The organism is Dyadobacter sp. LHD-138, assembly GCF_030929615.1.
Classification (GTDB): Bacteria; Bacteroidota; Bacteroidia; order Cytophagales; family Spirosomataceae; genus Dyadobacter.
This window is the reverse complement of sequence record NZ_JAVFVU010000010.1, coordinates 128,082-151,717: the sequence shown is the minus strand read 5'-3', so window position 1 is coordinate 151,717 and position 23,636 is coordinate 128,082. Positions and strand designations below refer to the sequence as shown.

The following is a 23,636-nucleotide window of genomic DNA, read 5'->3' as shown; positions in this document are numbered from 1 at the left end:
AGAATTACAGATCAATTAAGCTCTAATCTGCCCGTCTCCTCTGACAACCCATTTTTCGGTCACCAGTTTTTCCAGAGCAAAGGGACCCCGGGCGTGTAATTTCTGTGTGGATATACCAATTTCGGCACCCAATGCAAACACGCCGCCATCTGTGAAACGCGTTGAGGCATTGGCATAAACCGCAGCAGCATCCACTTCATTTAAAAACGTTTCAATGGCCTCCGAATTTTTTGAAATAATGGCTTCCGAGTGGCATGATGAAAAATTATGGATGTGGTCCAAAGCCGCATCAAACCCTTCCACAACCTTGATCGAGCATTTGTAGTCAAGAAATTCTTTACCGAAATCTTCTGGTTCCGCTCTTTGTAAAAAAGGATATTCAGCCTTTTTAAGAATGTCATACGAAACTTCATCGGCAAAAACCTCTACGTTCCATTTGATAAAATCATCCTTTAAAGTCGGTAAAAATTCAGCGGCAACGGCTGCGTCAACGATTACCGTATCCAGTGCATTGCAGGCAGCAGGGCGCGAAACCTTTGCATTGACAACGATATTTTTCGCCTTTTCAAGGTCAGCTGTTTTTTCAACATAAGTATGACAAACACCTGCACCGGTTTCAATGGTCGGTACCAGAGAGTTTTTCCTTACAAATTGAATCAGCCCTTCTGAACCACGGGGAATAATGATATCCACATATTGGGTGGCCGTCAGAAGTTCATTGACAAATTTACGATCCGTTGGCAGCAGCATCACCGCAGACCAGTCGATCCCGATTTCCATTAAACTTTCATGAATCAAACCAACCAGATAGGTATTGGAAAAATGCGCTTCCTTACCTCCTTTTAGTACACAGGCATTTCCCGAACGCAAACAAAGCGAAGCTACGTCCAGCGTCACATTAGGTCTTGACTCATAAATCACCCCCACAACGCCCAGCGGAACAGTCAGCTTTTGCAACGACATCCCCTGCTCTATCGTTTTTTCCAATAAAACCTCTCCCGTCGGATCTGGCAGCGCGGCCACATCGCGTAAACTTTGCGCCAGGTCAACAATTCTTTTTTCTGTCAAAAGCAGGCGGTCCTTTTTGGGATCTGCATCGTCCATCAACACCAGGTCTTTCTGGTTTTCAGTAATAATGTTGGCGGTATTTACCAAAACTCTGTCTGCCAAAGCGTTAAGCAACCGGGCTCTCTGTGCGTCAGATAACTTACGAACAGCAAGAGAAGCATCCTTGGTTGCTTTTAAAAGAGGTATTATAGATTCCAATTCCATTATAATAAAACGATATCGTTGGCATGTGCCACTTCAAAATTCAATGTTTTCAAATTCACTTTTATCGCACCGGAAGTTTCCCTCGCCCGGGCAACCGCAATCATTTCATCATCGGGCGCATAAATTTCAATAATCTCGCCAGCTTCAAAATCTCCGGTCACCTCGATCACCCCCACAGCCAGCAGACTTTTCCGTTTCAGCAAAGCTTTTGAAGCCCCTTCATCGACGTGCAGTCTTCCTGAAACCAAGCCTCCGCTTCCCAGCCAGCGATTCCGCGCAGACAGGGTACTTTTTTCAGGGCTCATTTCCGTACCCGCTTTCCCTTCGAGTGCTTTCAGCAATTCGTCCTGCTGTTTCATCCCAAAAATAAAAACCTTGATTCCCATGCGGGTAGCCAGTTTGGCAAAGGTCAGTTTGGAAGCCATACCGCCCAATCCCAGAAATGATTTATCCGTTCTTACAAATTTAAAAACCTCATTTACATTGGATACGTTCCCGATAATATTCCCGTCTTCGTCCAGCAAACCACCCACCGACGTGCAGAACATCAGCGTTTCCGCTCCGAAACCAACGGCCAGCAACGTAGCCAGTTCGTCATTATCCGAAAACTTCAGCTCCCGGTCACTCACCACGTCGTTTTCATTCACAATGGGAATGATATTATTCTGCCAAAGTTCTTCAAAAGTATTTTTCAGTTGTAAAAACTTATTCCGGTTTGCAAAGTGCTGTCTTTCACAGAGACTTTGTGCAATAAAAATACCGTTCGGAGCAAAATAGCTGGCATATAAACCAACCAATAAAGGATTTCCTACCGACGCAGCCGCTTTTCGCTGCGTCATCGTTCCCTTATAATCGTTAATATAAGCTTTGCCGGCCCCCACCGCTCCCGACGAAACGATGATGATGCGGTATCTGGGATGCAATAAAGAAACCTGACGGGCTACTTCTGAAATAATCGTAACATCGGGCTCTCCCGAAGGCAGCGTGATGGACGCTGTCCCGAACTTGATAACAAGGATTGGTTTTGACACTTTATTAAAACTTAAAAATACTTCTTACTGTCAGAATGAAATTTCAGGCTAAAATTACTTAGTTACCTGATTATTAAAAAGCAGAATGTTTGGGAGAAGCAGTTTGCGGCGGATTTAAGAGAAACTTTCGGTTTAACTGAAGCGCCTTTTTCAGTCTTTCCATATAGTCGGTCCTGGGTATTTCAATGGCTCCGTACCTTAATACGTTGTCATTGATAAACTGTGTGTCCAGCAATATATAGTTATTGGCACGTAAAGTTTCAATCAGAAAATGAAATGCGACCTTGGAAGCATTGTTTTCGATAAAAAACATCGATTCGCCGAAAAAAACACCGCCAATGGCAACACCATACAACCCACCCACCAGTTTGTTTTCCCGGTAAGCTTCCACACTGTGCGCATATCCAATCTTATGCAGGTTTGTATAAGCCGCAATAATATCCTCCGATATCCATGTCCCTTCCTCCACAGCCCGTGGAGCCGCACATCCATGCATCACACCCTCGAAATTACAATCAATGCGAATTTCAAAAGTTTTTTTATTTATAACCGGTCGGAGAGACTTTGGAGATTTATAGGAGTCTATTGGAATGATTGCCCTGGGATCCGGTGAGTACCAGTAAATTGTTCCGTCCGGCTCAGCCATTGGGAAAATTCCATTGATGTATCCATACAAAAGATCGTCGGCAGTTAGAGGCGTCATGCTCAATTTTAGTGCAACATATTTAAAGACTGCTGCAAGCTAAAAAAAAACGCAGTATGTCTGAATATTTTTTTCTGTAAGACGAACTATAAAAATATAATGCATGTTTCTTTCAAGTAACATTTTTTTTTACAAAATTTGCACTCTCTTAGACGACCAACAAAGTCAAATGAATAGCAACGGCATACATACTGTTCTTCATACTACACCTTTCAGGTTTAGGTCCCCCAGGACCGTCTAACTTCTTTTTACCTATGTGGTAAAACTTCTTCCCCGTCTTTTTTTAAATTTTTGAAACGTCCCATCGTAATTTTCTGGGAACTTAATTTTTGTTTCGAACAATTTTTCGTCAGTAAATTCATCAATGAAAAATACCGAAGTAGTAGGCAGTAAGTTCATTATACAAACCGCCAATGAAAATCATTTCCATTTTGCAGATACGATTTGTGCAGAAATGGAAGAGAGTGCCAAAAAACGTGGTACGGGTATAGCAAAACGTTCTCCTGTGTATATCATGGAAAAAATGGTAGAAGGGAAAGCGATTATTGCCACAACTGATACCGGGGTGTGGGTTGGTTTCTGTTATATCGAAACCTGGGAACATGGAAAGTTCGTAGCCAATTCCGGTCTTATCGTTCATCCTGATTTTCGGAACAGTGGTATGGCAAAAGCGATCAAGCAAAAAGCTTTTGAACTTTCACGCCTGAAGTATCCCGATGCCAAAATTATTGGTATCACCACCAGCTTGCCGGTCATGAAGATCAACTCAGATCTTGGTTATGAGCCTGTTACATTCAGCGAACTTCCTGCGGATGACGCTTTCTGGAAAGGTTGTGCGAGCTGTGTGAATTATGATGTACTAACCCGTACCAACCGTAAGCATTGCTTATGTACTGGTATGATGTACAACCCTGAGGAACATAAAAAAACCGAGGCGCAAGCAGAAAAAGACACCTGGGATTTCCTGAAAGAATCCAGCCTTTATGAGCGTTGGATGCGTATCAAGCAACGTATTTTGTTGCGAAGGGAAGAACGTGCTAAAAAGAAAAATGCCGAGGCGATGCTCGTACACTAAGTACAGCACTCATATTATTGATTATTATATCATGCTAAATACCTCGCCCGGCAGCTTTTAAACTCCGATGCGAGGTATTTTTCGTTACTTTGTAATTCCATTTTAATTAACATCAGAATAAAACATAGAATGTCACAGCCCAAAGTAGTATTAGCGTTTAGTGGAGGATTGGATACCTCTTTTTGTGTAAAATATCTGGCCGAAGATAAAGGCTATGAAGTTCACTCCGTATTGGTGGACACAGGTGGTTTTTCAGACGAAGAGCTTAAAACAATCGAAGCAAACGCCTATTCATTAGGTGTGAAGAACCACGCTACTATTTCCAAGACCGCAGATTATTACAATGATTGTATCAAATATCTGATTTTTGGTAATGTACTAAAAAACAACACGTATCCACTTTCTGTAAGTGCTGAACGTGTCTTTCAAGCCGTTGCGGTAGCTGAATATGCCAAAGAAATTGGTGCCACAGCGATTGCCCACGGAAGTACAGGTGCAGGAAATGACCAGGTTCGTTTCGATATGGCATTCCGCATCATCATTCCTGAAGCTGAAATCATTACACCGATCCGCGATCTTAAACTTTCACGCGAGGCTGAAATTGAGTATCTGACAAAAAAAGGTGTGGGCCGCGAATGGGCCAAGGCTGCATATAGTATCAACAAAGGACTTTGGGGAACATCCGTTGGCGGAAAGGAAACTTTGACTTCGGAGAAATATCTTCCGGAAGAGGCATGGCCAACACAAGTTTCTAAAACAGAAGCCGAAACCATTACTTTGGAGTTTGTTGAAGGCGAATTGAAAGGTGTAGCCGGTGAAACTTTCGAAAACCCGGTGCAGGCAATCCAAAAACTGGCCGCTATCGCCCAACCATTTGGCATCGGCCGTGACATTCACGTGGGTGACACCATTATTGGTATCAAAGGACGTGTTGGTTTTGAAGCTGCGGCGCCGTTGATCATTATCAAAGCACACCATACATTAGAAAAGCACGTTTTGAGCGAACAACAACTTTACTGGAAAGAACAGCTTTCTAACTGGTACGGAAGTTTATTGCATAAAGGACAGTTTGTTGAGCCGGTAATGCGTAACATCGAAGCGTTCTTGTCTGATACACAATCACATGTAACAGGAAAAGTGCATGTACATCTTGCTCCTTATCGTTTTTATGTTGAAGGAATTGAGTCTCCATTTGATCTGATGTCTTCGAAATTCGGAAGTTATGGAGAAATGAACAACGCCTGGACGGGTGATGACGTAAGAGGATTCTCAAAAGTGGCATCGAACCAGGTAATGATTTATCAGAAAGTAAGCGAGAGTAATGATTAAGGGTTAATTGTTGATGATTAATGGTTAATAACTGCATGAGTGACTTTGCACCATAGGTACATTTTGTTGGTAGAATTTTAATCGATTCTTCTAACCATGCGTTCCTATTGGAACGCCTCGTGTCTGAATTAATAACTCTTCTACCAACGAAATCTGCCGAAGGCATAAAACTCAATCGATCTTGAATTTATTTTAAGCTCACAACCGACGACTAGTGACTGTTTTAATGTAGGTAAAATGAATAAAGTTAATATAGGCATCATAGGTGCCGCAGGTTATACGGGTGGCGAATTATTGAGAATTGTCATTAACCATCCGAACGTAAACATTGCCTTTGCGCATAGTAAAAGTCAGGTTGGGAAACCGGTTTACGCCACGCATACCGATTTATTGGGTGATACAGAATTGACTTTCTCCGGAGAAGATATTCAAACCTTATTAAATCAGGCAGATCTGAATGCGGTTTTCTTATGTTCAGGTCACGGCGAATCGAAGAAATTTCTGGATGAATATAACGTTCAGGAAACAGTAAAAATCATCGATTTAAGTACTGATTTCCGCGATGAGTCCAACGGTTTCACCTACGGTTTGCCTGAGCTTCAAAAGGAAAAAATCAAGTCTTCATCCAAAATCGCCAATCCGGGTTGTTTTGCAACAAGTATTGAACTGGCCATTTTGCCTTTGGCTAATGGTGGTTTATTGAAAGAAGATGTTCATGTAAGTGCAGTAACAGGAAGTACCGGCGCAGGTCAGTCACTCAGCGCTACAACACATTTTTCGTGGCGGAATAATAACCTGTCCATTTACAAAGCATTCAGTCATCAGCATTTGACAGAAATTAAAATGAGCCTCAAAAAATTGCAGGCTGGTTTTGATAAGGCTGTTCACTTTGTCCCCTACCGCGGCGATTTTACCCGTGGTATTATGGCCAACGTGTACACTCCGTTTTCGGGAACACTGGAAGAAGCAAAGACGATCTATAAAACCTACTACGCGGAACATCCATTCACGCATGTAAGTGATACGCCGATTGACCTTAAACAGATTGTGAACACCAATAAATGTTTCATTCATCTGGAAGTACACGACGGACAATTACTGATCAGCAGCATTATCGATAACCTGACCAAAGGCGCATCGGGACAAGCCGTTCAAAATCTGAATTTACTTTTTGGACTACCGGAAGATGCAGGATTAAGGTTGAAGGCACCGTCATTCTGATGTATTAAACGCAGCGTAAAAGAGTTAGGCGCAGAGGACGCTGAAACTTTTTTCTCTGCGTCACGCTGCGTGAAACTCTTTTTCCTCTGCGTTTAAAACAAAATATTACTATGTCACATTTATTTGATGTATATCCACTTTACGATATAGAACCTGTTAAGGCTGAAGGCAGCTATCTGTGGGATTCCAACGGTACAAAATATCTGGATCTCTATGGAGGCCACGCTGTAATTTCTGTTGGACATTGCCACCCATACTATGTGGACATGCTCAGCAAGCAGCTTCACGCGATCAATTTTTACTCCAATTCGGTAAAAATATCGTTGCAGGAAGAATTGGCGGAAAAACTTGGAGACCTTTCGGGTTATCCCGACTACAAGCTTTTCCTTGTCAACTCAGGCGCAGAGGCCAATGAAAATGCTTTGAAACTGGCATCCTTTCATACAGGCCGGTCGAAAGTGGTTGCTTTTACAAAAGCATTCCACGGACGGACGGCAGGCGCTGTTGCGGCTACTGACAATCCATCGATTGTTGCTCCGGTCAACTACAACAAACACGTTACTTTCCTTCCGTTTAATGACATAGCCGCGCTTGACGGAATTACCGACGAAGTATGCGCCGTGATTGTGGAAGGAATCCAGGGTGTTGGTGGAATTCAGGTGAGCAGCGACGCGTTTCTTCAGGCATTGCGTAAAAAATGCGATGAAACGGGTGCCATATTAATCCTGGATAGCGTACAGTGTGGCTATGGCCGTACGGGTAAATTTTTCTCACATCAGTTCAGCGGAATCCATCCGGATCTGATGACGATGGCGAAAGGAATGGGTAACGGTTTCCCGATTGGCGGTGTTCTGATATCTCCAAAGTTTAAGGCGAGTTATGGTTTGCTTGGCACTACTTTTGGTGGTAATCACATGGCTTGTGCAGCGGGAATTGCCGTACTTGACATCATGAAAAACGAAAATCTTTTGGATAATGCCACAGAGATCGGAGATTATCTGTTGAAAGGTATCCAAGAAATTGGCGGATATAAAGAACTTCGCGGCCGTGGTTTGATGATCGGAATAGAATACGATTTCCCGGTAAAAGACCTTCGTAACAAATTGTTATTTGAACATAACATGTTTACAGGCGTTGCTGGTGCCAACACGATTCGGTTGTTGCCTTCACTTGCCTTGGGTAAAGACGAGGCTGATATGTTCCTGGAAGCTTTGCGGCTTTGTTTAAACGCAGCGTTAAAGGGGGTTTAACGCGGAGTTTGGGGAGTTTTCTTATTACTTCTGTTTTATTTCCAGGTGTTACTCAACGTTGAAAAAAATATAATCTTATTTTCAACTAGTTGTAATACAAAATGAGAGACAGAGATGCCTGAAAATGACATCACTGAAATAATTTTGAAATACTCTTTCAAGATCCATACGGCTTTAGGTCCAGGTTTATTGGAATCTGTATACACTGAATGTCTGTTTTACGAGTTGGTGAAAGCTGGTTTGTTTGTCGAGAAGCAAAAGGTTTTGCCCGTTGTTTATGAAACAATAACTTTGGAAACAGGTTTCAGAATCGATTTGTTTGTAGAAGGAAAAGTGATCGTAGAGTTGAAAGCGGTAGAGGCACTTGACCAGATACATCTCGCTCAGACACTGACTTATCTCAGACTATCCAATTGTAAGGTGGGTTTGCTTATTAATTTCAATGTGATGTCGCTAAAAGCAGGAATACGGAGCGTGGTAAATAATTTCCAGTCCTGAAGCCTGCGAACAACATAATTTATACTTAGAACAGTGGGTTCATTTTGCGTAAGGCTACTCATTTGAACTCTTGATAACATAAAAATAAAACTCTTAAAACTCAGCGCTAAAACTCTTTTACCTCTGCGTTTAAATCCAACACCATAATATTAATGAAACATTTTCTTTCACTTGCAGACGTCTCAGACCTTAATCACCTTATTACAAGCGGGATTAGTGCTAAACGTAATCCTTTTGCTGACGAAACACTTGGCAAGCACAAGACCATTGGCCTGATGTTTTTTAATTCCAGCCTACGTACCCGCATCAGTACCCAAAAAGCGGCCACTAATTTGGGACTGAATGTGATTGTCATGAATGTTGGACAGGATAGCTGGGGCCTGGAAATGGAAGAAGGTGTTATCATGAATGGTACGAAGGCTGAACACGTGAGAGAAGCCGCGGCGATCATGGGACGTTATTGCAATATCATCGCCATCCGATCTTTTGCCGAGCTTGAAGACCGTGACAAGGATTATACCGAAATGGTTTTCCAGCAATTCAAAAAATATGCTGGTGTTCCCATTGTCAACCTGGAATCTGCAACCCGTCATCCATTGCAATCCCTGGCTGATTGCATCACCATAGAAGAATTTAAAACAAAGGAGCGCCCGAAGGTTGTACTGACCTGGCTGCCGCACTTTAAGGCATTGCCACAGGCCGTTGCCAATTCTTTTTGTGAATGGATGAATCCGATGCATGTGGACCTGGTGATCACACATCCGGAAGGATATGACCTGGATCATAAATTTGTTGGAAAAGGAACAGTAATTTACGACCAGAATAAAGCATTGGAAGGCGCCGATTTTGTATACGGCAAAAACTGGTCATCTTACACCCAATATGGCCAGGTTTTGACGCAAGATCCTTCCTGGATGATTAATGAGGCAAAAATGGCTTTAACCGATAACGGTAAATTTATGCACTGCCTTCCGCTCAGGCGTAATATGAAAGTGGCTGACGATGTTTTGGACGGTCCACGTTCTTTAGTTATCGAGCAGGCTGCCAATCGGGAGTGGTCCGCACAGGCTGTTTTGAAAGAAATTTTGCTTGGATTAAATGCATAAAAACTTTTCAACATACGAACTTTGTAGACATCGGGCTGGGTTATATTAAGTGTTAACACGCCCTGTTGTAAATTTTAATTTTTTGTAATGAATACCGAAACGCTGACAAATCCATCTTTACTTAAAAAAAAACCTGTTGGTAAAACAGGCGTTTTAATAGTAAATCTGGGCACACCGGATAGTCCTTCCGTTCCTGACGTAAGAAAATATCTGCGTGAATTTTTAATGGATGAACGCGTTATTGACATACCTTATCTGAACCGCTGGCTATTAATTAACCTGATCATAGCACCTTTCCGCGCACCCAAATCGGCTAAAATTTATCAGCAGCTCTGGACACCGGCAGGCTCACCTCTGAAGATTTACGGACATTCCGTTGAGAAGAAATTACAAAAAGCATTGGGTGATGATTTCGTAGTAAAACTTGCCATGCGGTATCAGAGTCCAAGCATCGAAAATGGCTTGAACGAATTGAGGAAACTTTGCTTATCCGAGATCGTCGTCGTACCATTCTTTCCACAATACGCATCGGCTTCCACCGGTTCCGTTTATAAGAAAGTAATGGAAGTGGTGAAAGACTGGGAGGTTTTACCTGAAATAAAATTCATTAACAGATTCCTGGATCATCCGAAATTTGTAGAGGGTTTTGTTAATCTTGGTAAAAAATACATGGCCAAACACGAGTATGATCACTTCGTATTCAGCTACCATGGAATTCCGGAAAGACAAATTACCAAAGGGGATGTCGCGAATTATTGCGAGTTTGGAAGTTGCTGCGATACCTTGAATGAGAAAAACCAGCACTGTTACCGTGCGCAATGCTATGAAACAACCAGACTTTTCGTAAAAGGCATGGGAATTCCGGAAGGAAAATATACCGTTGCTTTCCAGTCGAGACTTGGCAAAACACCCTGGATAAAACCTTACACCGACGAGATTATTCCGGAACTGGCCAAAAAAGGAGTGAAGAGCGTTCTGGCGTTTTCTCCTGCTTTTGTGGCCGATTGTTTGGAAACAACGATCGAAGTGGGTGAGGAATATAAAGAGATTTTCGAAAAAGAAGGAGGCCAGCACTGGCAATTGGTAGAAAGCCTTAACGACAGTGATATCTGGATTGAGGCGTTGGAAGATATGGTGAAGAAGGCGTAGTTTTCCTGGCCAGAGGATTGTCATTTATTGTCAGGAATCGTTAAAGTTTGATTGACGTATTTACCAAATAGCCAAAAACAAAAAGAAGTCAAGTTTTAAAAACTTGACTTCTTTTTGTTTTTGGCTTAAAATTATTTTTTCGTCGCTGATTACAGCATTACCGATTCTTTCCTATAAAGTTCTGCTAATGTATTCACGGCAAAATCTACTTCCTCAGTTGTATTATATTTCCCGAAAGAAAAACGCACATTCGCCCTGTCGGGATTAATCTGAATTTCGGTCAGCACGTGTGATCCTACATCCGTTCCACTTGCACAGGCACTTCCTCCCGAAACCGCCACACCTGCAATATCCATGTTGAAAAGCAGCATATCGTTCAATCCTGATGGGGGCAAACTCACGCTTAGCACGGTATACAAACTTTCGTCAAGCAACGCGGATTTACCATTAAAAGTAACGCCTTCGATGTTTTCCCGAAGCTTGTGGATCATCCGGGTTTTCAGTCCTTCGATGTGACTTCGGTGTTCGGCCATATCACGATAGCCCAGTTCCAGTGCTTTTGCCAATCCCACAATTCCATATACATTTTCAGTACCTCCGCGCATGTTACGCTCCTGAGCACCGCCGTGTACAAATGGAAAAATCTTCGTTCCCGGTTTTACGTATAAAAACCCAATACCCTTTGGGCCATGGAATTTATGGGCGGAACCAACGATAAAATTGGTTTTCAGCTGTTGCAGGTCATGTTTGTAATGCGCCATGGTCTGCACCGTGTCACTATGAAATATCGCATCATAATGTTCGCACAAATCGCCAACGGCATTCAGATCAAGCAAATTTCCAATTTCATTGTTGCCATGCATCAAAGAAACCAACGAACGGGAATTTGTTTGCAAAAGTACTTCCAGGTGTCCCAGATCCACTTCTCCCTTTTCGTTCAGATTAACAAAACTCAGTTGAATCTGCCCGGTTTTGGCAAGATGTTCCAGTGTGTGAAGCACCGCATGGTGTTCAATCTTCGACGTAATGGCATGCTTAAGACCAAACGTTTCAATACTCGAACGAATGGCGGTGTTATCTGCTTCTGTACCTCCGGATGTAAAAAATATTTCAGCAGGAGCTGCATTTAATATGCCTGCTACACTTTTCCTCGCTCTTTCCACCACAGAACGGACTGCACGACCATAAGAATGGATGGACGAAGGATTACCAAATGCCTCTGTCATCAGAGGCATCATGGTTTCCAAAACTTCCTGATCCAGCCGCGTCGTAGCAGCGTTATCAAAATAGGCTTTCATTATTATTTTTTCGGTTCTGAAATAATTTCCTTGATATCGGAAATAATTTTATTTGCCAGATTATCAGCTGTTGTCAGCGTCTCAGACTCTGAATATATTCTGATGATCGGTTCGGTATTGGACTTCCGTAGATGGACCCATTCCCGGTTAAATTCTATTCTTACGCCGTCAATCGTACTCAATGGCTGTTTTGAATATTTTGTCTGAATACGGCTGAGGATATTGTCAACGTTAATATCCGGCGTTAATTCAATTTTATTTTTAGAAATATAGTACCCCGGGTACGACTTGCGAAGTACCGATGCCGTCTTTCCAAATTTAGCCAAATGTGTCAGGAACAACGCAATGCCAACCAGGGCATCACGCCCATAATGACTTTCCGGATAAATAACGCCACCATTTCCTTCACCACCAATCACAGCATTATTCGCCTTCATTGCGGTTACCACATTCACCTCACCCACGGCGGAAGCAAAATATTCACCACCTGCTTTAATGGTAACATCCTTCAAAGCTGCGGTAGAAGACAAGTTGGACACTGTATTGCCAGGCGTGTTTTTCAACACATAATCAGCTACGGCCACCAAAGTATATTCCTCTCCAAAAGGCGTTCCGTCTTCACAGATCAACGCCAGACGGTCCACATCCGGATCCACCACAACACCGAGATTGAAAGAACCATCTTTCAATTCTTTGCTGATATCACGTAAATGTTCAGGTAGAGGTTCTGGGTTATGTGCAAAATTACCCGTTGGCTCGCAGTGTATTTCTTTAATATTTTTGGATTCAACACCCAGCGCTTCAAGCAGCATCGGAACCACAATTCCTCCCGTTGAATTCACCCCATCGACCACGATTTTAAAATTCGCAGCCTTGATCGCTTCCACATCGACCAGTGCCAGCGCAAGAATATGATCAATGTGTTTTTGCAGATAAGTATCGTCAGTTCTGTAACTTCCCAGTTTTTTCACATCCGGAAAAAGAAAATCTTCTTCATCCGCAATTCTCAGAATTTCCGTACCCTCCTCTTCTGAAATAAACTCACCGTCCTGGTTAAGCAATTTCAACGCATTCCACTGGATAGGATTATGGCTCGCCGTGAGGATAATTCCTCCGGCAGCTTCTTCCGCCGTCACGGCAATTTCTACCGTTGGCGTCGTAGAAAGCCCTAAATCAACTATGTGAAGACCTACGCCCTGCAAAGTTCCTGCCACGAGACGGCTCACCATCTCGCCTGAAAGTCTTGCATCGCGACCTATCACCACCTTTAAGTTTTGTGGATTGGTGCGCCGCAACCAGGTTCCATAGGCTGCAGCAAATTTAACAACATCAATTGGAGTCAGTGCATCACCGGATTTCCCTCCTATTATCCCTCTGATTCCTGATATAGATTTGATTAACGTCACGATCTAGTATTCCTCTGTTTGTTACGATACAAAAATAACAAATTTCCGGCGGTCTATCGGATTATTTGATAAAACAATCCAAGAATTGAGTAACAGGCTGCGCTGAAATTATATCAGCGCGATGTCAACATGCGTCACAAGTGACGACTGAGCAGAACCTCTGAAAAATCCCATAACCGGTGCCAGCTGATCAAAGTCGGCGGAAGCACCCAGACTAATGTGATTATTTGCAATAACTTTCCCTTCGGTGGGATCAAATCCCCTCCAGCCAGCACCCGGCAAATACACTTCGACCCAGGCGTGGAGCTCATGTGCCTGTCTTAAATTTCCATACAAATAACCGCTCACAAAACGGGCGGCAATGCCATGACTTCTGCAGGCGGCTATAAACAGACGCGAATAATCCCGGCAGGATCCGGTTTTATCCCTTAACGTATCATCCGGCGGATAGGCTACTCCAAATTCGCGGTTCTGGTAAGAAAAATTTTCGGCGATATATTTAGTTAGTTCCACTAAAAACGGAACCGTCCCCCAACTAACCTCTGATGCAATCCGTCTGGCAAACTGCTCGACGTAACCCGTAACATCACTTCGGTCCAGATAAGGAATCAGGTATTTATAAATCCTGTTGTCGTACAAAAAAGGGAAAAACTGGGTAGTAAAAGGGAAAAGTACAAAATCAAAAACATTAACCGGATCGGAGCAAACTGTCATTTCAGCCTGTACTTTAAAATACGATACCGGTCCGTTAAAAAAATGGACGACCTGCTGCACGTTTCCTTCCGCATCCACATTTTTAACAATATTGGAAGGAACAGGATCTATAACCAAAGCATAGTGCAATACCCGCTGGTGCGGGTATGCCTTTGGGTATAAATAAAACGTATGAGAATCCAGTTCTACGGGAAAATCGTAACGATAATCAAGCGTATGACGTACCTTCAGATTCATGAAATTTGACGGGTTTTAGCAAAAATTTGTGCTATGAAATATTATAAACCCACGACCCGTTACTCAGGTCAATTCATCCACTGGCTTTTAAAATGTCCGGAGGTTTGCCCCATCGACTGCGTTTGAGATTTCTCCGATTCCAGACCAAAATACATATCAAAAATCGCGTTATCGATTTCGTTATTCTTCGTCTGGAAGCGATCCAGATATTTATGAAGCCCCATTTTAAAGACGTCTTCCACTTCCGTAAATTCCAGTTCGCTGCGCATCTTACTCAATGCCCGCTCAGCCGGATTGGTATGGCCACGTTCAGGAATTGAGCCGGCAATGGCGTACAAAGACAATTCAGCCTGACGGACACAATAAGCGATCGAACGCGGGAATAATTTATCAAGGATCAAAAACGCCACAATGTTCATTGGTGTTAAGGCCCGGTGCGTCTGGCGATACATGTTATAAGCACTGACCGATTTCAAAACTGCCGTCCACATCATCAGATCAAGTGTGGAACCGGACGTACCCGTATCCTGCAAGAGCGTAAAATACTTCACATCCAAAAATCTGGAACATTTATCGGCGCGTTCGATATGCCTTCCCAAACGACCAAAGTGCCAGGCCTCATTACGTGTAATGGAAGCATCAACCACACCATGGAAAAGCTGGCAGTTTTTACGGATATCCGTAAAAAAAGACTGCATATGATCCATATTTCTGAAATCTTCCGGAGAAGTACCGCGGATGGTCAGATAAAAAGTATTGATACTTTCCCACATTTCTTTCGAAATTGTCTCGCGGATCGTCCGGGCATTTTCCCGGGCTTCGTACAGACAGCTCACAATCGAATTCGGGTTCCGCTTGTCGAAGGTCATGAAATGGATGACGTCCTCCTTTGTTGGTTTATCATAATATTTATAAAACAAAAAGTGGTCCGCAGTGGCGATAAGAAGCGGCTCCCATTGCTCATCCACGTCAGGAGGAAGGTCAAGTGCCAGATTAAAATTAACTCCGACGAAACGGGCATAATTTTCAACCCGTTCCATATAACGATTCATCCAATAAATTGAATTAGCAACTCGACTAAGCATAGGCGGCAATGAATTGTATTTTAATGAATTATTTCAGAATAATATCATGGTGATAATGCCAAAATACCTAATAATATTCCGCAAAAACAAAATACTACGAAAAATAATATAAGTTCTTTAAAGAGTATTATTATCCTCTAAATATTCTGATCGGCGCTTAAAATCATTGCAAAAGTGATAATTTTGATAAATTAGAATATTATTAACGATAACTACATACACCCGTGTCAAAAAGAGATCAATTCATAGCTGCAATCCAGAAATCGTATCAAACTGACAAACCAACCATACATCTTGGATCGGCAATTCTCGACGGAGAAATTTTAACGGAAGCGAAGGTGAATTTGCCTCTTCGTATGATGAACCGCCACGGGTTAATTGCCGGGGCAACGGGTTCCGGAAAAACGCGTACACTTCAGGTATTGGCTGAACAGCTTTCCGCAGCCGGTGTAGCTGTTTTTATGTCCGATATCAAAGGTGATTTGTCGGGTATCGCCAAACCAGGAACATCCAATAAAGCGATCGAAGAACGGTCAGCGGTATTGGGAACGCCGTTCGAAGCAAAGGGTTTTCCTGTTGAATTGTATTCCCTGAGTGGCGAAAAAGGTGCGCAGATGCGCGCAACAATTCTGGAATTCGGCCCAATTTTGTTATCGAAAATATTTGAACTCAACGACACGCAGTCCGGTGTTCTAGCCATTCTCTTCAAATACGCAGATGATAAAAAACTGCCGATGATTGATTTGAATGACCTGAAAAAAGTATTGAGTTATCTTTCAGATGGGCCGGGAGCAGCGGAAATAAAATCGGATTATGGCTCGATTTCCGCATCGACCGCAGGCACAATCCTGAGAAAGATCGTCGCGTTGGAACAACAGGGAGTTGGGACTATTTTTGGAGAAAAATCTTTTGACATTTCTGATCTTATCAACAAAGTTGACGGACAGGGCGTGATCAGCCTTTTGAATATTTCCGATGTTCAGGATAAGCCGGCATTGTTCTCGACGTTCATGTTAAGCTTATTGGCTGAAATATATCAGACATTACCGGAGGCGGGTGACCTTGACAAACCAAAACTGGTTTTCTTCCTAGACGAGGCTCATTTATTATTTAAAGATGCGCCAAAAGCGTTTCTGGATCAGATTGAGCAGGTGGTCCGTTTGATCAGATCAAAAGGTGTCGGTATTTTCTTCTGTACCCAAATGGCGCAGGATATTCCTGTATCGGTATTGGCGCAGTTGGGAAACCGGGTACAGCACGTGCTTCGCGCATTTACACCTCAGGATGCCGATGCTTTGAAACAAACGGTAAAAACGTATCCGCGGTCAGATTTTTACTCGATTGACCAGATATTGACGACGCTCGGGATTGGCCAGGCGCTTGTCACGGTTTTGAATGAAAAAGGTATCCCGACCGAAGTGGCCGCGACACATTTACTGCCGCCTACATCGATCATGGGACCGATGACACAGTCGGATTACGAAAATCAGGTACGTCAGTCTGATCTTTATCTAAAATACAAAGACCCGATCGATCCGGAAAGTGCTTATGAAATTTTAACCAAACGACTGGAAGAGCAAACCCGGCAGGAGGCGAAAATCAAGGAAGAAGCAGCGGCGGCGAAAGGTAATGGCAAACAGGAAAAAGGAATGTTTGAAGAAGCACTGGCATCACCGCTCGCGAAACAAATCGGCAGAGAAGTGGTACGGGGTGTATTCGGAATGCTTTTCGGCAAATCAACTTCCCGGACAAAAAAAGGAGGTCTATTCGGTTTCTAATTAAATTTTTAGTCCCTAAGACATTTCAAAGAAATCTCTTAGGGACTAAAACAATATTTTTCAGATCATTACCAGCCGATGACGCATCTTTGCTGCGAAAGTTCATCCAGATTTTCTCCTACTTCAATCCTCCCTTTTTCACTATCAAAAGCGTGACGATATTGTTCTCTTAGTTCGCGGCGTTTCATTGCCTCCAGGAATCTGCGTCCGTCTGCTTCACTTTCGAGCAATAACGGCGGAACCAATGCAGGACGGTCGTCTTCTCCCTTGGCCACCATGGTCACGTATGAAGTATTGGTATGCCGCTGGACACCATTTCTTACATTTTCAGCGATCACGCGAATCCCGATAACGAGGGAAGTTTTACCCACGTAATTGACAGAAGCCATCAGCGAAACCAGGTCTCCAACTTCCACTGGTTTTAGAAAATCCACTCCATCCACCGAAACCGTTACGCAATAAGTAGCCGCATGACGCGACGCACAGGCATAAGCCACCTTATCAATCAACGAAAGCAGGATGCCTCCGTGAATTTTCCCGCCGAAGTTGGCATAGGAAGGAATCATCAGTTCGGTGAGTGTCGTTTGCGAAAAACTTACAGGTTTCGGGTCAAGGGAAGGCGATTCTTGCACTGATTTCTAATTTTAAATAAACGTTATTTTAAGGTAACGGTCTTGCCGGATTTTGCAGATGCTTTCGCAGCCTCTAAAATCTCGACCACAGTTACATTCACAGGCAATTCATACAAATCATGCTTATCCATTTTTAATCTGCCCTGCACCACGTCGGCCAAAACTGAAAATGGGTCTGTAAACGGAGCCGGACGCGGATCGATTTTTTTTCTTTCTTCCGGCACTTTTTCCTGCAGACGTTCTCTGATCGTTGTAGGATCAACCGCAACAGCATACCCTTTTGTTCCATAAACTTCCATGTCTTTTCTTCCAAAAGACCAGTTCCATGATCCCTGGATGATACATTGCGCTTTGGGATATTGCAAAACAATCGAGGCTTCATCATCCACCTTTTGATAAATATCGGGCTTATTCTGATGCGTAACCGCCGTCACTGAGACCGGACGTTCTCCTTTCATCAGCCATGTCATCAGGTTGGCACCATAACATCCGAAATCAACCAAAGCACCTGCTCCGTTTTTGACAGGATCCGTCAAAATGTCAAAAAACTCCTGGCTTACACCAATTTCCCTGGGGCCCTGATGCCCGTCATTGACCATCACTTTTCTGATTTCACCCAGTTTCCCCGCCTGCACCAAATCATTTACGTATTGATTGCTGGCATACCAGGATGTTTCAAAATTGGTCAGCACCCTGACATTGTTCTTCAGAGCCAGGTTCTGAATTTCCTTGGCATCGGCAAAGGTAGTCGCCAACGGCTTTTCCACCATCACATGAATTTTTCGCGGTGCACAAGCCCGAACGACTGTAATATGCTCGTTGATGGCGCCAAAAGCCGAAACGGCATCTGGTTTTGTCTGATCAAGCATTTTGTTTAAATCAGTAAAAAACAGATTTTCATCCAGTTTATAACGCTTCATGATACGGTCGGCAAGCTCCTGATTAGGTTCATAAATCCCGACAATTTCGGTATCTTTTTTATCCTGGCGGTTAAAAGCCCAACCAACATGTCCATGACTTAAACCGGCAATGGCAAGCCGTACAGGCGTTTGTGCCATTCCTGACGTGGTGAGAAAAACACACAGGACAATCGTTACGAGGTATTTCATTTAGTAGGTTTTAGAGTTGAGCGTTTGGAGATCAGCAAGCATGTCCGGCAAAAATTGATGCGTAAACCTGGTTTTAGCATATCGGTTATATTCCGGCATTAAGCTAAAAACCAATAACTAAAACCTGTCAATCAAATCTCTGATTGCTTCCTGAAAATATGCTCCGTTATAAGGCCCGAACCAGCTCATGGTTGTGGTCTCATACAGATCTCTATCAAAGAACTTATCATTGGTAATATACCCAATATATCCGCCGTTAAAACTCGTCACCATCAAATGCAGGCCCTTTTTGGCAGCATAGGCTGTTAACTCCGGCATCAGTTCACCTGAAAAATCGCAGGGTACGCCCACCAGTAAAACATTGCCTACGCGAAGCGCCTTGATATAGGAGGGCACGTCACCAAATGCCCAACGAAATACCCAGCTGCGCAATGCAAACTTCGGTGTTAACTTTGGTGTTGGTTCTCTTAATGGCAAGGGCACCGTGACCGAACGAAGTACATTAGGTTGTTTTTCAAATTTTCCAACAATCGACTGAATGGCCTTTTCTACCCCACCAGCCTGGTTTTTCATTTCATCAAAATCATCTGTACCTTTTTCAATCGGCCCCATACTCCCTACCGCACCTGCCATATACACGGCAAAATCAGCCTCCCCGTCTTCCAGATCGTCCACCAAAGCACCGGCATAATCGCGGGATAACTCCATCGTTTTGGCATTCAACACCGTCGAATGTGCCGCGTATGAACTGATTAACGCCTTTTTCCCATCTGCCTTGACAAATTCGATATTTCTAACCCAGGGATCCAGTATGCCTTCGTCGCCAACCAAACGGTTCCTGATATCCAGCGTATCTTTTACTTCACCAAAACCAATTGTGGCGGGCTGCAAATTTTTCTTTGCATCGGTGATCGATTTAATGATGGCCTGTGCAATATTTTCAACGGTCGCTGCGTCATAAGCGCCTGCAAAAAGCTTTCCTGTGATTGTGTTATACCAACCGCCCAAACTGTTATGACTATGAATAGCGCCAAAATAAACCTGGTCGAAGGTGAAACCAATCGTCGGAAGAAGGGTTTTTACACGTTCTGTAACGTTGGGCGGAACAATCAGCATATCGGCCGTAATAATCGCCGCTTTGGTGATACCATTATCCAAAACAACCGTACGGACATAAATGGAGTCGTGAACAGCTTCATAATGTGCTCCTTTTCTTTTCCCGTAGCCTGCCATCGGCCCCGGTTTTGCTGGCGTAATATTGACTTTCGCCCAACCCGCCGATAACGCTTTTTCTGTCGTGTCCGTAGCGGACTGGCTCCCAATTTTCGCTACATTTTCCTTCCATTGCTTGTAATAAGCCATTTCCTTATAGGGTGTCCGGTCGATAGTCGTAACCATCGTGGCCACCATCAGCAGTAAGACAAGCAATAGCGAACCGATGATGTAAAGAAGGATTTTAAGGAATTTCATGAAAAGAAATGAGATGGTTTTGTGGCGGTAAAGATATGGAATAGGTCGGCGAACAAGCTATTTATTGGCCACGAACTTTCTTTTCCATGGATTAAAATCCATGGCTACAAGATCGGTCGTGCCGATGGCACTGTGAAGGTTGCGATATCTCTGACAGTTATTACATATAGAATCCTGTTGAAACATCCTGATCAACATGCTCATGCCTACGGCATGGCCGATCTTGTGGCCGTGGATTTTAATCCACGAACAAATATCCTAGTTTTGCTTCACAAGCTGTATATTGGCAATCAGCTTCACATCTTCGCCAATCAACAAACCACCCGTTTGGGTCAGCTGCATATAATTTAATCCAAATTCCTGGCGGCTTAACATTCCGACAACCGCAAATCCCAGACGGATATTACCATCCGCGTCACGTTCTGTTCCACCATATTCGGCATCGAGCTCAATGGGTTTGGTTATCCCTTTTAAAGTCAATAAACCGGAAAGCTTGTAATGATCGCCCTTGGCCTTATGGAAATAATTGGACTGGAAGGTAATATGCGGGAATTGACCGGCATCGAAAAAATCGGCCGATTTCAGGTGTGTATCGCGCATATCCTGGTTGGTATCAATACTATCCACATCCAGTGAAAAGTGAATCTCAGCATTTTCAAAGTCGTTCAGATCAGACGTTGCTCCTCCTTCGAAATTCTTGAAAGAACCTGTGATTGTAGAGATCACCAAATGTTTAATTTTAAATTGTACATCAGAGTGTACCGGGTCTACTATCCACTTTGTAATTGCCATAGGAATAAACTTTAAGTTTAAAAATGATCAACAGACGGACATCCCAAACCGCCAGACTGGCTACCTACCTGACAGAAAGAATGACAATGATATCATTTCCTGCCTCTTTGTATTGGAAAACGGAAATCTAGTAAAATTAGATCACGTCTCAAAGAATTTAATTTTTCTCTAATTGACTCCGGTTTCCCGCCAAAGAAAATCAGCTTAACATAACATTTCCAAAGTAAATCATAATTAAAATAAGTTCTTCTGATACAGTTTAATACCGGATTGCGTATCTGGCATAATTGTTTGTAAATCGATGTTAAGAAAATTTTAAAACTGGTTTCTCCAGCCGATTTCCACCAATAAAGCTTTCTATCTTTACTAAACTTTACTTAAACGGCTTATACATGAGAATGAAGGGACGTAGCATATTTACTTACGATGTATATGCGCCCACAACAATAACAACAATGCTGCGCCCGAGGCGTCAGGAAGGGCAGTCCATTATCAGTGAAGGGTTTAAAATCGAACCAGCTATCCCATTTTCAGAATACACAGATCTTTACGGAAATCCATGTCAGCGCACCCTCCTGCCGGTGGGGAAGGTAACGATCAGCACCGAGGTTGAAGCGCAGGTGAATCCAACCAAAGTAATTCCTGACCCGGCACCACCCTTTCTGCTCGTTGGTGATCTGCCGGATGAGGTCATGCATTACATTTTACCAAGCCGTTATTGCCAGTCGGACTTACATGAAATAAACATGCTGGCGATGGAAATTGCCGGAAATCTCGTTCCCGGCTATGAACAGGTTGAAGCCATACGCAGCTGGATTCACAACAATGTGACTTATCAATACGGAATGACCGATGCCAGTACAACCGCGCTCGACCTGGCCAGAAACCGTATCGGTGTTTGTCGGGATTTCACACATTTAGCCATCGCACTTTGCAGAAACCTGTGCATCCCAACCAGAATGACGGTCGGATATTTGAACAAATTGAAAGATATGGATCTTCACGCCTGGTTTGAAGTATACATCGGGGACGACTGGTATGCATTCGATGCTGTTCAGGAGAAAACAGAAGGATATCGTATCGAAATTGCACATGGCCGCGACGCCGCCGACGTTGCGATGGTTACCCAATACGGCAATGCAACTTTGCTGTCTTTACATGTGGAAGCAGAGCTCCTCGAACCGGAGCCACAACAGAGCCACAACCAATAACTTACAATCCATAAACACAGAAAAGCCGGACATTACAACATCCGGCTTTTCTGTGTTTATGTTGATGAAATTCAATTAGCTGATCACACCAAGTTCTTTTCCAACTTTGGTGAATGCCGCAACGGCTTTTTCCAGATGATGCTGCTCGTGACCTGCCGAGATCTGTACACGGATACGCGCCTTTCCCTGCGGTACAACCGGATAGAAAAACCCGATTACATAAATTCCTTCGTCCAGTAATTTTGCAGCAAACTGCTGTGCCAGCTTCGCGTCGTATAACATAATCGGGACGATTGGGTGCTCGCCCGGAAGAATATCAAAACCAGCGTTGGTCATTTCCCTGCGGAAATATTTTGTGCTGTTTTCAAGTTTGTCGCGAAGTGCCGTTGAACTGGTAAGCAAATCAAGCACTTTAATAGACGCGCCAACGATGGATGGCGCCAAAGTATTAGAGAATAAATACGGGCGTGAACGCTGACGAAGAATCTCAACGATTTCCTTTTTCGCAGCCGTAAATCCGCCTGATGCACCGCCTAATGCTTTTCCATAAGTACCGGTAATGATATCTATTCTCCCCATCACATTACGGAATTCATGTGTACCACGGCCGGTTTTGCCGATAAACCCGGAAGCATGACATTCGTCGATCATCACCATCGCCGAATATTGCTCAGCCAGGTCACAGATTTTGTCGAGTTGCGCGATGGTTCCGTCCATGGAAAAAACGCCGTCCGTCACAATCAGAATACGGCGGCTTCCCTGGGCATCTTTCAGTTGCTGTTCAAGATCTTCCAGGTTATTGTGTTTATACCGGAAACGTTTTGCTTTACATAAACGAATACCGTCAATCAGCGACGCATGGTTTAATTCATCCGAAATAATGGCATCCTGCTCCCCAAGCAATGGTTCAAAAACACCGCCGTTTGCATCAAAGGCAGCTGCGTATAAAATGCAATCCTCTGTGCCCAAAAATTCCGCGGTTTTACGTTCAAGTTCTTTGTGAATATCCTGAGTCCCGCAAATAAAACGAACCGATGACATGCCAAAGCCGTGTGTACGGATTGCATCAATGCCCGCCTCGATTACATCCGGATGCGAGGACAATCCCAGGTAATTATTGGCACAGAAATTCAAAACCTCTTTCCCATTTTCTGTGGCAATCTGTGCTGCCTGCGGTGTCACGATAATGCGCTCGGTTTTATAAAGTCCGGCTTCTTTTATTCCATCAAGCTCGCCCTGAAGTTGTTCCTTAATAGCTCCGTACATGATA

At 43.5% G+C, this 23,636-nt stretch carries 21 protein-coding genes; 9 read left to right on the top strand and 12 right to left on the bottom strand.

Annotation, left to right across the window (positions count from 1 at the left end; all coding sequences use genetic code 11):
* Nucleotides 1-15 precede the first annotated feature (15 nt).
* The 3 genes from RB622_RS09405 to aat all read right to left on the bottom strand — a co-directional run bounded on the left by RB622_RS09405 (nt 16) and on the right by aat (nt 3,006).
* Nucleotides 16-1,266, bottom strand: a complete 1,251-nt coding sequence (locus RB622_RS09405) for a glutamate-5-semialdehyde dehydrogenase (RefSeq protein WP_308046363.1) — start codon at nt 1,264-1,266, stop codon at nt 16-18.
* Nucleotides 1,267-1,271: 5 nt separating this feature from the next.
* Complete coding sequence (gene proB, locus RB622_RS09400) at nt 1,272-2,303, bottom strand: glutamate 5-kinase (protein WP_308046292.1); 1,032 nt, start codon at nt 2,301-2,303, stop codon at nt 1,272-1,274.
* A 73-nt stretch (nt 2,304-2,376) separates the two neighbouring features.
* Nucleotides 2,377-3,006, bottom strand: a complete 630-nt coding sequence (gene aat / locus RB622_RS09395; RefSeq protein WP_308046291.1) for a leucyl/phenylalanyl-tRNA--protein transferase — start codon at nt 3,004-3,006, stop codon at nt 2,377-2,379.
* A 364-nt stretch (nt 3,007-3,370) separates the two neighbouring features.
* On the opposite strand from aat, the gene RB622_RS09390 reads away from it, so the two are divergent.
* From RB622_RS09390 to hemH, 7 genes are all read left to right on the top strand, one after another.
* Nucleotides 3,371-4,081, top strand: coding sequence for a GNAT family N-acetyltransferase (locus RB622_RS09390; RefSeq protein ID WP_308046290.1), 711 nt, complete (start codon nt 3,371-3,373; stop codon nt 4,079-4,081).
* Between the two features lie 129 nt (nt 4,082-4,210).
* Nucleotides 4,211-5,410 carry an argininosuccinate synthase domain-containing protein gene (locus RB622_RS09385; RefSeq protein ID WP_308046289.1) on the top strand — a complete coding sequence of 400 codons (1,200 nt, stop codon included), beginning with the start codon at nt 4,211-4,213 and terminating at the stop codon, nt 5,408-5,410.
* 237 nt (nt 5,411-5,647) lie between these two features.
* Entirely contained in the window at nt 5,648-6,631 is a 984-nt protein-coding gene (argC, locus tag RB622_RS09380) for an N-acetyl-gamma-glutamyl-phosphate reductase (protein ID WP_308046288.1), read from the top strand.
* A gap of 110 nt (nt 6,632-6,741) precedes the next feature.
* The gene (locus tag RB622_RS09375) at nt 6,742-7,881 is read left to right on the top strand and encodes an aminotransferase class III-fold pyridoxal phosphate-dependent enzyme (RefSeq protein ID WP_308046287.1); all 1,140 of its coding nucleotides are present in this window, start codon (nt 6,742-6,744) and stop codon (nt 7,879-7,881) included.
* A 114-nt stretch (nt 7,882-7,995) separates the two neighbouring features.
* On the top strand, nt 7,996-8,379 hold the full coding sequence (locus RB622_RS09370) for a GxxExxY protein (protein ID WP_308046286.1): 384 nt from the start codon (nt 7,996-7,998) through the stop codon (nt 8,377-8,379).
* Between the two features lie 152 nt (nt 8,380-8,531).
* Nucleotides 8,532-9,485, top strand: coding sequence for an N-acetylornithine carbamoyltransferase (locus tag RB622_RS09365; RefSeq protein ID WP_308046285.1), 954 nt, complete (start codon nt 8,532-8,534; stop codon nt 9,483-9,485).
* 87 nt (nt 9,486-9,572) lie between these two features.
* On the top strand, nt 9,573-10,634 hold the full coding sequence (hemH, locus tag RB622_RS09360) for a ferrochelatase (protein ID WP_308046284.1): 1,062 nt from the start codon (nt 9,573-9,575) through the stop codon (nt 10,632-10,634).
* Between the two features lie 149 nt (nt 10,635-10,783).
* On the opposite strand, the gene RB622_RS09355 is transcribed toward hemH, so the two are convergent.
* From RB622_RS09355 to RB622_RS09340, 4 genes are all read right to left on the bottom strand, one after another.
* Complete coding sequence (locus RB622_RS09355) at nt 10,784-11,932, bottom strand: cysteine desulfurase family protein (protein ID WP_308046283.1); 1,149 nt, start codon at nt 11,930-11,932, stop codon at nt 10,784-10,786.
* Nucleotides 11,933-11,934: 2 nt separating this feature from the next.
* A complete protein-coding gene (gene glmM, locus RB622_RS09350) occupies nt 11,935-13,338 on the bottom strand; it encodes a phosphoglucosamine mutase (protein ID WP_308046282.1) in 1,404 nt (467 codons plus the stop codon).
* A 108-nt stretch (nt 13,339-13,446) separates the two neighbouring features.
* The gene (locus RB622_RS09345; protein WP_308046281.1) at nt 13,447-14,289 is read right to left on the bottom strand and encodes a transglutaminase family protein; all 843 of its coding nucleotides are present in this window, start codon (nt 14,287-14,289) and stop codon (nt 13,447-13,449) included.
* Nucleotides 14,290-14,357: 68 nt separating this feature from the next.
* Nucleotides 14,358-15,374: an alpha-E domain-containing protein gene (locus tag RB622_RS09340; RefSeq protein WP_308046280.1), complete on the bottom strand. Its 1,017-nt coding sequence runs from the start codon at nt 15,372-15,374 to the stop codon at nt 14,358-14,360.
* Nucleotides 15,375-15,598: 224 nt separating this feature from the next.
* Here RB622_RS09340 and RB622_RS09335 point away from each other — a divergent pair, with 224 nt between their 5' ends.
* Nucleotides 15,599-17,152: a helicase HerA-like domain-containing protein gene (locus tag RB622_RS09335; RefSeq protein ID WP_308046279.1), complete on the top strand. Its 1,554-nt coding sequence runs from the start codon at nt 15,599-15,601 to the stop codon at nt 17,150-17,152.
* 68 nt (nt 17,153-17,220) lie between these two features.
* On the opposite strand, the gene RB622_RS09330 is transcribed toward RB622_RS09335, so the two are convergent.
* The 4 genes from RB622_RS09330 to RB622_RS09315 form a co-directional block, all read right to left on the bottom strand.
* Complete coding sequence (locus tag RB622_RS09330) at nt 17,221-17,718, bottom strand: acyl-CoA thioesterase (protein WP_308046362.1); 498 nt, start codon at nt 17,716-17,718, stop codon at nt 17,221-17,223.
* 89 nt (nt 17,719-17,807) lie between these two features.
* Nucleotides 17,808-18,893, bottom strand: coding sequence for a Gfo/Idh/MocA family oxidoreductase (locus tag RB622_RS09325; RefSeq protein WP_308046278.1), 1,086 nt, complete (start codon nt 18,891-18,893; stop codon nt 17,808-17,810).
* A gap of 117 nt (nt 18,894-19,010) precedes the next feature.
* Nucleotides 19,011-20,363, bottom strand: coding sequence for a neutral/alkaline non-lysosomal ceramidase N-terminal domain-containing protein (locus tag RB622_RS09320; protein ID WP_308046277.1), 1,353 nt, complete (start codon nt 20,361-20,363; stop codon nt 19,011-19,013).
* Between the two features lie 258 nt (nt 20,364-20,621).
* Entirely contained in the window at nt 20,622-21,155 is a 534-nt protein-coding gene (locus RB622_RS09315) for a YceI family protein (RefSeq protein ID WP_308046276.1), read from the bottom strand.
* Between the two features lie 392 nt (nt 21,156-21,547).
* Between RB622_RS09315 and RB622_RS09310 the strand changes: the two genes are divergently transcribed.
* A complete protein-coding gene (locus RB622_RS09310; RefSeq protein WP_308046275.1) occupies nt 21,548-22,366 on the top strand; it encodes a transglutaminase family protein in 819 nt (272 codons plus the stop codon).
* A gap of 75 nt (nt 22,367-22,441) precedes the next feature.
* Here RB622_RS09310 and kbl read toward each other — a convergent pair whose 3' ends face one another.
* Nucleotides 22,442-23,632, bottom strand: a complete 1,191-nt coding sequence (gene kbl / locus RB622_RS09305) for a glycine C-acetyltransferase (protein ID WP_308046274.1) — start codon at nt 23,630-23,632, stop codon at nt 22,442-22,444.
* Nucleotides 23,633-23,636: the final 4 nt, after the last annotated feature.